A 13,921-nucleotide genomic window follows, 5' to 3' on the forward strand; every position below is an offset into this window, starting at 1 on the left:
ACCGCACCCCCGATGGGCTGGGCGCAGGCCCGGTCCCGGGTGTACGAGGTAGGCCTGGCCGCCGCCCTCCCCGCCCTAGATGTGCCACTGGCCGAGGCCGACGGGTACACCCTTGCCGAGCCGTTGGCTCCCCGTACCGATCTGCCGGCCTTCCCCACCTCCAGCGTGGATGGCTGGGCGGTCCGTGGCCCCGGCCCGTGGCGGATCGTGGGTCGGGTGCTGGCCGGCACGACTCCGGCCCCGTTGACCGAGGACGGGACTACGGTCGAGATCGCGACCGGTGCCATGGTGCCCACCGGGGCCTCGGCGGTGCTGCGGGTGGAGGAGTCCAGGCGTACGCCGGAGGGGTTTGTCGAGGGGGTGCCACGGCCGGCGCCGGAGTGGCGGCTGCCCGGGGAGGAGGCCGCCGCCGGTGAGGAGCTGCTGTCGGCCGGGACCCCGGTGGACCCCTCGGTGATCGGCCTGGCCGCCTCCTGCGGGCACGACACCCTGCGGGTACGCGCGCAGCCCCGGGCCGCGTTGCTGGTCTTCGGTGACGAGCTGCTGACCGGTGGCCCGCCCGCCGAGGGGCGGATCCGCGACGCCCTCGGCCCGGCCGTGCCGTCCTGGCTGCGACGGTACGGCTGCCAGGTGCCCCCGACCGATGTGGTCGGTCCGGTCGCGGACACCCTGCCCGCCCACGAGGCGGCCCTGCGTCAGGCCCTGGCCGAGGCCGATTTGGTCTGCACCACCGGCGGCACCATGCACGGCCCGGTCGACCACCTGCATCCCGCGTTGGCGGCCCTGGGCGCGGACTACGTCGTCAACACCGTAGCGGTGCGGCCCGGTTTTCCGATGTTGCTGGCCCGGGTGGTCGGCCCGGACGGGCGGGCCCGGTTCATCGCCGGCCTGCCGGGCAATCCGCAGTCCGCCGTCATCGCCCTGGTCTCCCTGGTCGCGCCGCTGCTGGCCGGTCTGGCCGGTCGGCCGATGCCGGTGCTTGCGCACGCCACCCTCGCCGCTGCGGTGCCCGGCCGGGGCAACTACACCCACCTGGCCCTGATCCGGCTCGACCGGGTGGCCGGGACCGCCCATCCGGTACGGCATGTCGGGTCGGCGATGCTGCGGGGCCTGTCCGGGGCGGACGGGTTCGCGGTGATCGCGCCGGGCACCTCCGGGGCCGCCGGTGACCGGGTGCCGGTCGTACCGTTGCCGTTGCTGCCGGGGGAGCGGACATGGTGATCCTGATCGGGGCCGTCACCGACCAGCCTTTGGATCTCGCCGTGCACGAGGCCGCGGTGGCCGACCACCGGGCCGGCGCGGTGGTCTCGTTCGCCGGGGTGGTCCGCGACCACGACCACGGGCGGGCCGTGGCCAGCCTGGAGTACGAGGGCCACCCGAGCGCCGAGCGGGTGCTGCGGGAGGTGGCCGCCGAGATCGCCGCGGACCCCGAGGTGTACGCGGTGGCCGTGTCGCACCGGATCGGGCCCCTGGCCATCGGTGATGCGGCCCTGGTGGCGGCTGTCAGCACCGCGCACCGGGCCGCCGCTTTCGCCGCCTGCGCCCGTCTGGTGGACGAGGTGAAGGCCCGGCTGCCGATCTGGAAGCGGCAGGTCTTCACCGACGGCACCGAGGAGTGGGTGAACTGCCCCTGATTCCCTAGCGGCGGCCGTGCAGCAGGGCGTTGCGGGCCGCCCGGTCGGTCAGGAAGGCCGGCTCGGCCCCCGGCCGCCACGGCAGCGCGGCGACCAGCACGATCAGGGCCAGGATCAGGGAGTTCTCCATCAGGGCACCGAACAGGCCGTCGGCGTAGTGCGAGACCTCCGGCAACTGGTGCTCGTACGGCCAGATCGGTGAGACCAGGAAGAGCAGGTAGAGCCCGACGGCGGCGCTGCCGTGCCGCAATCCGGTCCAGGTCGGGTACCAGATCGGCGGGCGTAGCGCGGACACCTCGGGTGGGCCGCCGTAGGGGCCGGCCGTGGCGCGGGCGATCAGTCCCCGGCTGGCGTCGTGTCGGCGGATCGCCGCGTCGGCCAGCACGATGATCGCCGGAATCACCCAGACGAGATGATGGGTCCAGGAGATCGGGCTGATCACGTTGGCGGTCAGACCGACCAGGGTGAAGGCGGTCAGTTCGTCACCGTCGGAGTGCGAGTTCGCGGCCCGGGACAGACCGAGCGCCAGCACCAGTACGGAGAAGGCCAGCCAGAGCAGCCCGGGGGTCTCGATCGAGTCGTAGAGCCGGGCCAGCAGCCCGGACAGGGACTGGTTGGGCGTCATGTCGGCCGCGCCAACCCGCTCGGTCTGCCACAGCACCCGGCCGAAGTAGGCCCGGGACTCCGCCCCGACGATGCCGAAGCTGCCCAGGGTCACCCCGACGGCCGTGGCGATGGCGGTCCAGGCCACCCGCCACTGCCTAGTGATCATCAGATAGAAGATGAACAGGGCCGGGGTCAGCTTGATCGCGGTGGCCAGGCCGATGCCCACACCGGCCCAGGCGCCGCTGTAGATGAACCGCAGCAGTGGACCGTCCGTGTCGGCCTGATGGGTGCCGCGCCGGGAGCGCCAGCGCAGGGCCACCAGGTCCGCCATGATCAGGGCGAACAGCAGCAGGTTGACCTGCCCGTACCCGATGGTCTCCCGGGTCGGCTCGATGGCGACCGCCAGCGGGGTGGCGATGGCCACGGTGAACCACAGGGGCCAGCCCATCCGGTCGACGATCGGGCGCAGCAGCGCGGCCAGCACCACCGCCAGGGCGGCGATGCTCACCACCGCGTTCACCATTCCGGCCATGGTCACCGGCAGATGGGCCATCGGCAGCATGGCCAGGCCGGCGAAGGGTGGGTAGGTGAAGCCCAGGGTGGTGTCGGGTGCGACGAACTCGTACAACTCGTGACCGCTCGCCCACCAGACCACCGCGCCGTGGTAGATCTTCATATCGAAGAAGTTGTACGGACGCCCGAACGCACCGATGGCAAGCCATGCGGCATAGGCGGCGGCGGCCACGATGCCGCTCCGTACGACTGTCCTTCGATCGATCCCACGCGTTACGCGACGGACTGCGGCGAGGCGGTCCAGCCTTCTACCGACATTAGTCGGCATGGCGTGGCCACCCCCGTACCAAGATCGTCCTACCCGTCCAGGTCCGGTACGGAGCCTAGAACGGCGCCTCACGTCAGTGCCTCCCGCGTTATGCGACCGTGTCCGATCCCACACCATGTTTTGATATTTCCACCGCGTTAACGCCTAGCGGGCGGTTCAGGTGATTCGCGGCCTTATTCGAGGGGTGTGGGCCGTAGTCGCAGCTCAGCCGGGAAGTCGGCGGGCGGTCGCGGCGGACACGGCGGCGATGCGGGCCTCCCGACGGGCGGTTCGCACGGCGCGACGCACGGACCGTCGAGAGTGGCCGATCCGGTGACCGGCTCGCCAGCGCAGCCCCGGCTTGCCTTCGGTGTCGGCGGCGGCGAGCAGCAACCCACCGAAGAGGCCCAGGTTCTTCGCGAAGTGGGTCTGGTGGTTGTAGCGCTGCGTGGGATCCTCCTGTCGCCAGAAGGGATGCCCGGCCAGGGTCACCGGGATCAGGGTGCCCGCCAGGACCAGCGCCGCCGGCCGGGAGAACCGCCCGGTGGCGAGCATCAGCCCGGCACCCAGTTGAACGGCACCGGTGGCCCGGACCAGGGTCATCGTGTCGGTGGGGAGGCGGGGAGCGACCCGTTCCAGCAGTGGAGTCACCCGATCGGTGACAGGCTTGGCCACAGGTACCAGTCGCTGCGGGTTGGCGACGCTGCGGGCACCGCTGATCACGAAGATGCCGCTGAGCATGGCGCGGGCGAGAGACCGTACGGGCGTCATGGACCAGTCATACCCCCTGCGACCCGAGGTCAAGCCCCACAACGGCGGATATCGATCGATTGGGTGATGGCCGAATCGGCGCGCCGATTCGAGCGACCGTCTCGGATGGACGGGCCGCAGGCGGTAACCTCGCCGCGTGACGACCCTGCGGCTACGACCCGAGGACACGGCCGACACCGGCGCGGTCCGCCGGGTGCTGGCCGCGGCCTTCGCCCGCCCCGACGTGGCCATCCCGCCGGAGGTACGACTGGTCGACGAGTTGCGCGGCAGCGATGCCTGGCTGCCGGAACTGGCGATGGTGGCCGAGTACGGCGGCGAGATCGTCGGCTACGCCTTGTTCACCCGGGTAACCGTCAGCGCGCCGGGGCAGGTAGCCCCGGCGCTGGCCCTCGGCCCGGTGGCGGTGGCCCCCCACCGTCAGCGGATCGGCCTCGGCGGGGCAGTCGTGCAGGCCGGCCTCGAAGCCGCCACAGAACTCGGGGAACGGCTGGTCGTGGTGCTCGGCGACCCGGGCTACTACCGGCGCTTCGGATTCAGCCGGGCCGACCGGATGGGCCTGACCAGCCCCTGGTCCGGGTTGGGCGAGCCCTGGCAGGCCCTGGTGCTGCCCCCCTCGACCAGCGACGAACCCCCTCCCCCGCAGGGTGAGGTCGTCTTCCCACCCCCCTGGTCCAAGGTCTGACCGGCAACGCCCAGCCCCCCGCGGCGTGACGGACTTGGTGGCACCGAGGGCTGTGGCAGTAGGGCTGTACGACACGCCGGGGGATGACCTGCTGGAGTGCCACAGCTCGGGTGGTGGCTGCGGGCCTCAGGCCGGTTGGGTGCGGAGGTAGCGGCCGAAGTGGGGGACGGTGAAGGCGACCGTGCCGCGTTCACCGGAGTAGATCAGGCCCTTCTTGATCAGGGCGTCGCGGGCCGGGGAGAGGCTGGCGGGCTTGCGGCCGAGGGCCCGGGCGATCTCGGCGGTCGGTACGGCCGCGTCCATGTCGTCCCGTCCACCCCCCTGCGCCGCCCCCTCGACCAGGGAGAGGGCGGCCATCGCCCGCATGTACTCCCGTTCCGCCGGGGTGGCCCGCTCGAAGCGGGAGCCGAAGAAGCCCACCGCCAACTCCGCCTCGGCCTCCGGGGCGGCCACCCGTACGTCCGCAGCGGTGATCGGTGAGCGGGGAGCGTGATCCCAGGTCGCCTTGCCGTACGCCTGGACGAAGTACGGGTACCCCCCGGACTTCTCGTAGAGCAGGTCCAGCGCCTTCGCCTCGTACTCCACGTCCTCCCGCTGGGCCGGGGCGCAGAGTGCCTGGTCGGCGGCGATCCGGTCGAGCCGGTCGATGCGTTGGTAGCGGAACAACCGCTCGGAGTACGACTTGGCTGCGCTCAACACCGCCGGCAGGTGCGGCAGGCCCGCGCCGACCACGATCAGCGGTGCGCCGAGCTGGGACAGCTCGTGACAGGCGGCGCAGAGGGCGGAGACCTCCTCCGGCCCGAGATCCTGCATCTCGTCGATGAAGATGGCCACGCCGGTGCCGACGTCGCTGGCGACCGAGGCGGCATCGGTCAGCAGCTCCACCAGGTCGATCTCGATGTCGCCGGAGTCGGCCCGTCCGCTGGCCGCCGGTACGTCGATGCCGGGCTGCCACCGGTCCCGCAGCTTGGGGGCGGTGGCGCCCCGGCCGGTCGGCACACCCCGTTGGGCGAAGGCCTTGAGCACCCCCAGGAAGGCGTCGATGCGGTCCGGTGCCCGGTGCCGGGGGGCGAGTTCCCGGACGGCCATGTGCAGGGCGGCGGCGATCGGTCGGCGCAGTGACTGATCCGGCCGGGCCTCGATCTTGCCACTGCCCCAGAGCCGGTTGATGGCCTGGGAGCGGAGGGTGTTGAGCAGTACGGTCTTGCCGACGCCTCGCAGGCCGGTGAGCATCAGGCTGCGTTCCGGTCGGCCCCGGGCGATCCGCTCCAGCACGATGTCGAAGACGTCCAGTTCCCGCCCCCGCCCGGCCAGTTCGGGCGGGCGCTGACCGGCGCCCGGAGCGTACGGATTGCGGACCGGATCCACGAATCGCAGAGTATCGAGGCATCTAGCCGAGGAGCTAGACATCAGTAGACGGGGCTACCGGCGTGTCGACAGTCGACCGGAAACTAGTGCTGTCTAGCGAGAATGCTAGATACCGCTAGATCTACCGATGGTGGGGCTAGCCGCCTGCGGGTTCTGCGCCTGCGGGTTCAGTCGCGTCGCTTGAGGCAGAGCACGAAGTCGAGCGAATCCAACTCACTGTCGTAGAAGTACCAGTTGGTGTAGCCGTCCACCCGGGCACACTTCGCCTCGGCGTCCTTCTCGCCGCTGGTCGTGCCGTCTACCCGCCGCAACACCTCATAGGTCGAGGGCGCGCAGTCAGTGATCAACAGTTTCGGCTTCGAGCCGGCCGAAGCCTCGTTGCGTACACACTGTCCCTGCTGGACGAACCGGGGATCGGTCGACGAGTTGGCGGTCGGGGAGGCGGTCGAGTCGGGGTCGGAGTCATCCGGGGCGGCGGTCGGCGCCGGTGGATCCTGGGTCGGCGCGGACACCACGGTCGGATTCGGCTCGTCATCCTGCCCGAGCAGGTAGTACCCCGTCCCACCGACGACGGCCAACACCAGCACCACGATCAGGGCGGCGATCATCGGGGTACGACCGCGCCGACGCGGTGGCGCGGGCTGACCGGCGTACGCGGCCACCGCCGGGTCCTCCTGGTGGACCCGACCACCCGGCTGCGGATATCCACCCGGCACCGATTCCGACCCGTAACCCGGCCCGGTCCCGTAACCAGAGTCGTAGCTTGGCCCAGGCCCATGACCCTGACCAGAGTCGTAACCCCGCCCAGACCCGTAGATCTGTCCGGCGCCATACCTCTGACCGGAGTCGTCAGCCTGCCCGGCCCGATAACCCTGCCCAGGGCCGTAACTCTGCCCAGGGCCGTAACCCTGACCGGAGTTGTGGCCCTGGCCGGGGCTGTGCGGTTCGTCGGGTCGCGGCTCGTGCCACGGTTGCGGGCCGCCGCCCGGTGGTCCGTAGTTCGCCATGCCCGCCCTCCTGATCGGGGTACCCCGGCTAGACCATCGTTGATGGCTCAGCCGTCACCCCGGTCACGGTAGCGCGTACACCCGGGCACCTCGGCCCGGACGGCGGTCGGGTCAGCTATCCGGCAGCAGGGTCAGATGAGGCGCAGTTGACGGTCCTTGGGGCGGCGCGGTCCGGCGCTGTCGCCCAGCCGCTCGAACAGGCCCGGGTCGATCACGTCGAGGAAGGGCGACGGTCGACAGTCGTGCTCCGAGCCGTGCCGGACGCGGCGAGCGGTGTGGCTGACATAGAGCCGATCCTGCGCCCGGGTCACCCCGACGAAGAACAACCGGCGTTCCTCCGCGATCGCGTCCTCGTCCGGGGTCGAGCCCGGCCAGCGCAGCGGCAGCAGCCCGTCCTCGGCCCCGACCAGGAACACCACCGGGAATTCCAGGCCCTTCGCGGCGTGCAGGGTCAGCAGGGTGACCGCCTCGGCGCGGGGGTCCAGCGCGTCCACCTCCGCGCCGGTGGCGAGCTGGGACAGGAACATCTCCAGGTCATCGCCGCACCGCCGGGCCAGGGGGGTGAGCAGGTCCACTGCGGTACGGACCTCCTCCGGGCGGACTCCGTTGGAGCCGTCCAGGGTGGGGATGGCGAAGCGTTCGGCCAGGACCTGCCCGGCCAGGCGGACCCGGGCGGGCAGGGCGCCCTCCACACCGGAGGCGTGCCGCAGTTCGCGGGCGATGGCCAGCACCCCGGGCCGGTCCCGCAGCCGGTCGTGGGAACGCTTCTGCACCGGGATGTTCGCCCGGGACAAAGCGTCCACGATCGGCGCGGCCTGTGAGTCGGTCCGGTAGAGCACGGCGATGTCGGAGAAGGACAGGGTGGTCGACCGGCCGTCGATCCGACCGGAGTCCAGCGACCGGTGGGAGAGGCCGCCGACCAGTTCGTCGACTGTGCGTACCACGAAATCGGCCTCGTCGGCGACGGAGGCCGCGGCGTACCGACCCACCAGGGGGGCCTCGGGGTCGAGTCGGGCCGGATCCAACCGGCGGCCCCGGACCAGCGAGGAGGGTGCGATGGCCTGCACCGCGGCGGCCAGGATCGGCGCAGAGGACCGGTAGTTGCGGTTGAGCCGCACCAGCCGGGCGTCCGTGAAGTCCTGGGAGAACCGCAGGAAGTACCCGACATCGGCACCCCGGAAGGAGTAGATGGCCTGGTCCGGGTCGCCGATCGCACAGAGGTTGCCGTCGGCGGGGCTGAGCAGTCGCAACAACTCGTACTGCACCGCGTCGACGTCCTGGTACTCGTCTACGAAGATCCACCGCCAGCGGTTGCGGTACCGCTCGACCAGCTTGCGGTCCGCACGCAGCAACCCGACCGGCAGGGTCAGCAGCTCGTCCAGGTCGACCATGCCCTGCTTGCGCAGCAGTCCGGCGTACCGGGCCGGGTCCTCACCGGCCTCGGTCCTGGCCGCCGCCCGCTCGGCGTCGTCGGCGATCCGGAAGTCGTTCGGCAGGCCGGCGGCGTCGGCGTTCTCCCGCAGGATGGTCAGCCCCAGGGAGTGGAAGGTGCCCACGGTGACGTCCTCGGCGACCGGGCCGAGCAGGCCGTCGAGGCGGTGGCGCAGTTCCTCGGCCGCCCGGCGGGTGAAGGTGATCGCCAGGCACTCCTCGGGGAAGACGTTCAGCTCGGCGCAGAGGTACGCGATCCGGTGGGTCAGGGTGCGGGTCTTGCCGGTACCCGGACCGGCGACGATCAGCAGCGGCCCACCGGGAGCGGAGGCGGCCACCCGTTGCATCGCGTCGAGTCGGTCGAGCAGGCCGGTGCCGACCTCCTCCATGCCGGAGAGCATCGGCTCGAAGGGCTCGTGCGGGGAGGGCGGCGGGGCGATCGGCGGGGCCGGTGGGGCCGGCTTGCGCTTCGGTTCGGCCTTGGTGGCCGCCCGCTTGACCTTGGCGGCCGGTTTGTCCGCGTCCGCCGGTCGACGCTGCGCCGGGATCGGCACGTCGAACAGGGTCTCCTGCCCGCCGGAGGAGCCGGCGCCGCCCAGTTCAGTCGGATCGAACAGAGTGATCACCCCGTACTCGCCGTCGTAGCCGGGCACCCGTCGTACCTCACCCCGACGCAGCCGACCGATGCCCTCGGCGAGCAGTTCCCCGCCGACCCGGCCGATCTCCTCCACCGGGGTACGGGTCAGGATCTCCAACTCGGGGCCGAGGGCGGCGACCAGTTCGGTCAGCTTGCCCTCGACCTTCTTGGATCGCGGCCCTACCTTGTTGATCTCACCGAGGATCTCGGCGAGCTGGATCAGGTGGGTCACCTGACGGGCCTGCTCCGGCCGGTACCCCTCGGGCCGGTCGGCCAACTCCTCGACCCGGCTGAGTACCCCCACGGTCAACGGCTTGCCGCATTCCGGGCACCGTCCCCCGGCCTGCCGGGTGCGTTCGGGTGCCCAGTTCACCCCGCACAACCGGTGGCCGTCGGCGTGATACTTGCCCTCCTCCGGGAAGAACTCGATCGTGCCGGCCAACCCCTCGCCGGTGCGCAGGGCCTCCCGGATGCCGAAGTAGTCCCGTGGGGCGGTGAAGACGGTGGCCTCCCGGGCCAGCGCGGGCGGGGAGTGGGCGTCGGAGTTGGAGATCAGCCGGTAGGCGTCCAGGCTGCCGACCCGCCAGTTCATCTCCGGATCACTGGACAGCCCGGTCTCCACCGCGAAGATGTGCTCGGCCAGGTCGGCGTAGCAGTCCGCGATGGCGTCGAAGCCGGACTTCGAGCCCAGCGCGGAGAACCAGGGGGTCCAGATGTGGGCGGGGACCAGGTAGCCGTCGGGGCTGGCCTCCAGGGTGATCTCCAGCAGGTCCCGGGAGTCCAGGCCGAGGATCGGCCTACCGTCCGAGCCCAGGTTGCCGATGCGGCCCAGGGCCGTGTTGAACCGGCCCACCGCGTCCAGATCCGGCAGATAGATCAGGTGGTGCACCTTGCGGGTCCGGTCGTTCCGCTTGTAGATCGTGGAGATCTCCACGCTGAGCATGAACCGGACCGCGTCGGCCTCCGCCTCGCTGGCCAGCCTGGGCGGCAGGCGGCGGGCGATGTCCCGCTCCGCTTCCGCCGACAGCCGGTACAGGCCGGGCTCGGCCGGTTGCAGGGTCTCGCGCAGGTGGTCGTACCAGGCAGGATGGGTGAAATCGCCCGTGCCGAGCACCGCGATGCCCTTGCGCCGCGCCCACCAGCCGAGGTTCGGCAGGGTCAGGTCCCGGCTGCACGCCCGCGAATACTTCGAGTGGATGTGCAGGTCCGCGACGAAGGGCGGGAGGCCACCGGGGGGTACGGCGCTGAACGGGGGCACGCCGCATCCTGCCACGACTGGCGGTGCTCCCGCTCGGCGCCACGCACGAAGGTGAGGTGCGCTATGCCGAGCGCAGCTCAACGAGGGTGATCTGTGGCTCCGCCCCGACCCGTACCGGGGGACCCCAGAAACCGGCACCGTTGGTGACGTACACCTTGGTGCCGTCCACCTCACCCAACCCGGACACCACCGGCTGCTCCAGCCGGACCAGCAGGTTGAACGGGACGATCTGACCACCGTGGGTGTGGCCGGACAGTTGCAGGTCGACGTCGTACTTCGCCGCCTCGAAGGCGGCCACCGGCTGATGCGCCAGCAGCACCACCGGCCGGGAGGGATCGCGGTCGGCCAGGGCGGCGGCGTAGTCCGCCGGGGCGGCCACCCCGGTGCCGGCCGCGCTGGCGTCGTTGACCCCGGCCAGGTCCAACACCCCACCCCGGGTGGCGATCTCCAGGCGCTGGTTCTGGAGCACCCGCAGCCCGAGCCGGTCCACCTCGGCCACCCACTCCTCGACCCCGGAGTAGTACTCGTGGTTGCCGGTGACGAAGTAGCTGCCGTGTCGGGCCCGCAGGTCCCGCAGGGGGGCCGCGGCCTCACCCAGCTCGGCCACCGTACCGTCGACCAGGTCACCGACCACGGCGACGATGTCGGCGTCCAGGCGGTTGATCGCGGCGACGATCCGTTCGGTGTGGATCCGGCCGCGCAGCGGACCGATGTGAATGTCGGAGACGGTGGCGATCCGCAGGCCGTCCATGCTGCGCGGCAGCTTGGCCAGCGGAATCTGCACCCGGTCCAGCTGCGGGGGACCCATCGCGGTGCGTACCCCGCTGCCGACCAGACCGGCGGCGGTGAGCCCGGCGAAGATCGCGGCGCCTCGGGCGAGCAGCAGCCGGCGCCCCGGATCGTGGTCCGGCCCGATCGCACCGGCGGCCGGGGGTTCGCTCGCCCTGTTCGCCGGGTCGGCCACCGGCGGGGTGGCCGTGGTCCCGGACTCCTCGGTCGCCGCGCTCGGGCCGACCAGCGCCGGCTCCTCGGTGGTGCCGGCCGGACCGACCAGCACCGGCTCCGGTGCGGCCACCGCGGCCCGGCGGCGCAGCACCAGGCGGGTCACCAGCATCGGGACTTCCAGCACGACGAGCAGCACCAGCAGGTAGAACATCAGGGCCAGCCAGATGTAACCCGGCCAGGCCAGCCAGTACAGGCCGGCGCGGGTGCCCATCATCGTCGCCGGTACGAGCAGCGCCAGCACCACCGTGGTGACCGTGCCGATCCGCCGCCAACGGCCCGCTCTGGTGGTGTCCTTGACCAGCCGCTTCCAGAGATAGAGGTGGATCAGCCCGGTGATCAGGGCAAGGGTGGCCACGAAACCGAGTACCGCGAGCACGTCTGCTGTCCCCTCAGCCGCCGGCGAAGGGAGGAAGGACGTCGATCGTCACTCCGGCCGGCAGCGGTTTGTCGCGATCATGACAGGTCACGCCATCGACTAGAAAGCTTGCCACGGTCAACACGGGGACCAGCCGCTCACCGTGCCGCTGGGCCAGCTCGCTCAACACCCCGTCGAGGGTACGGCCGGCGGAAACGGTCTCCTCGCTGCGCCCGGCCGCCGCTCGGGCACCGGCGAAGTAACGCACGGTGACGGTTTCCACGGTCATCCTCCGATAGCCGACATCGGCCTGGCGGGTTGCAGGAAACTCGGGTCGTCGATGCCGTGACCGGCCCGCTTGCCCCGGGTAGCCGCCGTCCACCGCCGCACCAGCTCGTCGTCGTCCGCGCCGGCGCGCAGGGCACCCCGCAGGTCCGTCTCCTCGGTGGCGAACAGGCAGTTGCGGACCTGACCGTCGGCGGTGATCCGGGTCCGGTCACAGTCGCCGCAGAAGGGGCGGGTCACCGTGCCGATCACCCCGACCTTGGCCGGGCCGCCGTTCACCAGCCAGGTCTCGGCCGGTGCCGCACCCCGTCCGGCCGGATCCGGGGTCAGCTCGTACGCCGTACCCAGGGTGGCCAGGATCTCCTCCGCGGTGACCATGCTGGCCCGGTCCCACCCGTGCTGGGCGTCCAGCGGCATCTGCTCGATGAACCGCAGCTCGTACCCGTGATCCAGGGCGAAGCGGAGCAACGCCGGTGCCTCGTCGTCGTTGACCCCGCGCATCAACACACTGTTGATCTTGACTGGGGTGAGTTCGGCGGCCACCGCCCCGGCCAGACCGGCCAGCACCTCGTCCAACCGGTCCCGGCGGGTCAGCCGGAGGAAGCGGGCGTGATCCAGGGTGTCCAGCGAGACGTTCACCCGGTCCAGTCCGGCGGCGCGCAGGGCCGGTGCCACCCGCGCCAACCCGATGCCGTTGGTGGTCAGCGAGATCCGGGGCCGGGGATCGAGGGCCGCCACCGCGGTCACGATGGCGGTCAACCCCGGGCGGATCAGCGGCTCCCCGCCGGTGAACCGGACCTCATCGATGCCGAGTCGCTGCACCGCGACCCGGATCAGCCGGATCACCTCGTCGTCGGTGAGCAGTTGCGGCCCGGCCAACCAGGGCAGCCCCTCGGCGGGCATGCAGTACGTGCAGCGCAGGTTGCACTTGTCGGTCAGGGAGACTCTCAGGTCCCGGGCGGTTCGGCCGTACCGGTCGACGAGGAGGCCGCCGGGCGGTACGACACTCATCCCACGACGGTAGCGCGGCCTAGCCCACCCAGAGCGGCGCGGGCGAGGTCGCGGACCGAATCCCGGTACGCGCTGCCGAACAGTGCGGTGTGCACGAGCATCAGGTGCAACTGGTGCAGGGGAACCCGCTGCCGCCAACCCTCGGCCAGCGGCCAGCATTCCTGGTACGCGGCCAGGATCCGGTCCGCGTACGGCGGACCCCCGAACAGCGCCAGTTGGGCCAGGTCGGTCTCGCGGTGCCCGCCATGGGCGGCCGGGTCCACCAACCAGACCCGGTCGTCGGCCCCCCAGAGCAGGTTGCCCGGCCACAGGTCGCCGTGGACCCGGGCCGGTGGCTCCTCCCCACCGAACTCGCCGATCCGGGCGACGACCTGTTCGACCAGCGCGACCGTGGTGTCGTCCAGGGCCCCGTTGTCGACCGAGCGCCGCAGGTAGGGCAGCAGCCTCGCCTGGGCGAACCACTGCGCCCAGGGGCCCTCGTGTGGGGTGTTGTCCGCCGGCAGGGCCCCGATGAACCCGGGCCAGGAGGCCCCGAATGCGGGTGCCCCGGCCCGGTGCAGGCCGGCTAGTTCCCGGCCGAAGCGTTCGGCGGCCTCGGGGCTCGGCTCACCCGGCTCGATCCAATCCAGGGCCAGCAGCTCGGGCAGGGCCACCAGCACCTGGGGAACCGCCACCGCCCCGGTCTCCCCCAGCCAGCGCAGCCCGGCCGCCTCGGTGGCGAAGAACCCCTCCGGCACCGGCCGATCCGCCTGCTCCGGCCAGGTCTTGGCGAAGACCGAGTGACCGTCGTCGAGAGTCAGCCGGGAGGCGGCGCAGATGTCTCCGCCGCTGACCGGGGTCTCCCGGATCCGTTGATGGGTCAGGAAGGTCGGCAGCTGCTCGGGATGCGCCCGCAGATACGCCAGATCCATGCCCGCAAGGTATCCCCTCCGGGGGGAAGGAAGGGCCCCTTGTTAACGCCTCCGGTAGAGCAGGGGTCCCCTATTAACAGGCTGCACGCTCACCGCGCTGTGCCAAGGGTGCTGGCGGAAGGGTGGCGATCGGGTGTGAC

General features: G+C 71.6%; 12 protein-coding genes. 3 read left to right on the forward strand and 9 right to left on the reverse strand.

The genetic code is table 11. From position 1 onward, the window contains the following. Positions 1-12: 12 nt before the first annotated feature. Together OIE53_RS22835 and OIE53_RS22840 are read left to right on the forward strand one after the other, a co-directional pair. Positions 13-1,221, forward strand: a complete 1,209-nt coding sequence (locus tag OIE53_RS22835; protein ID WP_327027347.1) for a molybdopterin molybdotransferase MoeA — start codon at positions 13-15, stop codon at positions 1,219-1,221. Next, complete coding sequence (locus tag OIE53_RS22840) at positions 1,215-1,634, forward strand: molybdenum cofactor biosynthesis protein MoaE (RefSeq protein ID WP_327023547.1); 420 nt, start codon at positions 1,215-1,217, stop codon at positions 1,632-1,634. The genes OIE53_RS22835 and OIE53_RS22840 overlap by 7 nt, the downstream gene beginning before the upstream one ends. A 4-nt stretch (positions 1,635-1,638) precedes the next feature. Here OIE53_RS22840 and OIE53_RS22845 read toward each other — a convergent pair whose 3' ends face one another. Both OIE53_RS22845 and OIE53_RS22850 read right to left on the reverse strand, forming a co-directional pair. After that, positions 1,639-3,081, reverse strand: a complete 1,443-nt coding sequence (locus OIE53_RS22845; protein ID WP_327023548.1) for a glycosyltransferase 87 family protein — start codon at positions 3,079-3,081, stop codon at positions 1,639-1,641. 204 nt (positions 3,082-3,285) lie between these two features. Then, positions 3,286-3,831: a DoxX family protein gene (locus OIE53_RS22850; RefSeq protein ID WP_327023549.1), complete on the reverse strand. Its 546-nt coding sequence runs from the start codon at positions 3,829-3,831 to the stop codon at positions 3,286-3,288. Positions 3,832-3,967: 136 nt separating this feature from the next. Here OIE53_RS22850 and OIE53_RS22855 point away from each other — a divergent pair, with 136 nt between their 5' ends. Beyond that, positions 3,968-4,513: a GNAT family N-acetyltransferase gene (locus tag OIE53_RS22855; protein ID WP_327023550.1), complete on the forward strand. Its 546-nt coding sequence runs from the start codon at positions 3,968-3,970 to the stop codon at positions 4,511-4,513. Between the two features lie 126 nt (positions 4,514-4,639). Here the strand turns inward: OIE53_RS22855 and OIE53_RS22860 are convergent, their stop codons facing one another. From OIE53_RS22860 to OIE53_RS22890, 7 genes are all read right to left on the reverse strand, one after another. Beyond that, positions 4,640-5,881, reverse strand: coding sequence for an ATP-binding protein (locus OIE53_RS22860; protein ID WP_327023552.1), 1,242 nt, complete (start codon positions 5,879-5,881; stop codon positions 4,640-4,642). Between the two features lie 167 nt (positions 5,882-6,048). Then, positions 6,049-6,597 (reverse strand): LppU/SCO3897 family protein, encoded by a 549-nt coding sequence (locus OIE53_RS22865; protein WP_327023553.1) that lies wholly within the window; start codon positions 6,595-6,597, stop codon positions 6,049-6,051. Positions 6,598-7,019: 422 nt separating this feature from the next. Beyond that, complete coding sequence (locus tag OIE53_RS22870; protein WP_327023554.1) at positions 7,020-10,214, reverse strand: UvrD-helicase domain-containing protein; 3,195 nt, start codon at positions 10,212-10,214, stop codon at positions 7,020-7,022. A gap of 61 nt (positions 10,215-10,275) precedes the next feature. Beyond that, positions 10,276-11,595, reverse strand: coding sequence for a metallophosphoesterase (locus OIE53_RS22875; RefSeq protein ID WP_327023555.1), 1,320 nt, complete (start codon positions 11,593-11,595; stop codon positions 10,276-10,278). Between the two features lie 13 nt (positions 11,596-11,608). Beyond that, complete coding sequence (locus tag OIE53_RS22880) at positions 11,609-11,863, reverse strand: MoaD/ThiS family protein (protein ID WP_327023556.1); 255 nt, start codon at positions 11,861-11,863, stop codon at positions 11,609-11,611. After that, entirely contained in the window at positions 11,860-12,870 is a 1,011-nt protein-coding gene (gene moaA, locus OIE53_RS22885; RefSeq protein WP_327023557.1) for a GTP 3',8-cyclase MoaA, read from the reverse strand. Before moaA ends, OIE53_RS22880 begins: the two co-directional genes overlap by 4 nt. Further along, on the reverse strand, positions 12,867-13,781 hold the full coding sequence (locus OIE53_RS22890; RefSeq protein WP_327023558.1) for a fructosamine kinase family protein: 915 nt from the start codon (positions 13,779-13,781) through the stop codon (positions 12,867-12,869). Before OIE53_RS22890 ends, moaA begins: the two co-directional genes overlap by 4 nt. Positions 13,782-13,921: the final 140 nt, after the last annotated feature.

It is taken from the genome of Micromonospora sp. NBC_01739, from assembly GCF_035920385.1.
Taxonomy (GTDB): domain Bacteria; phylum Actinomycetota; class Actinomycetes; order Mycobacteriales; family Micromonosporaceae; genus Micromonospora.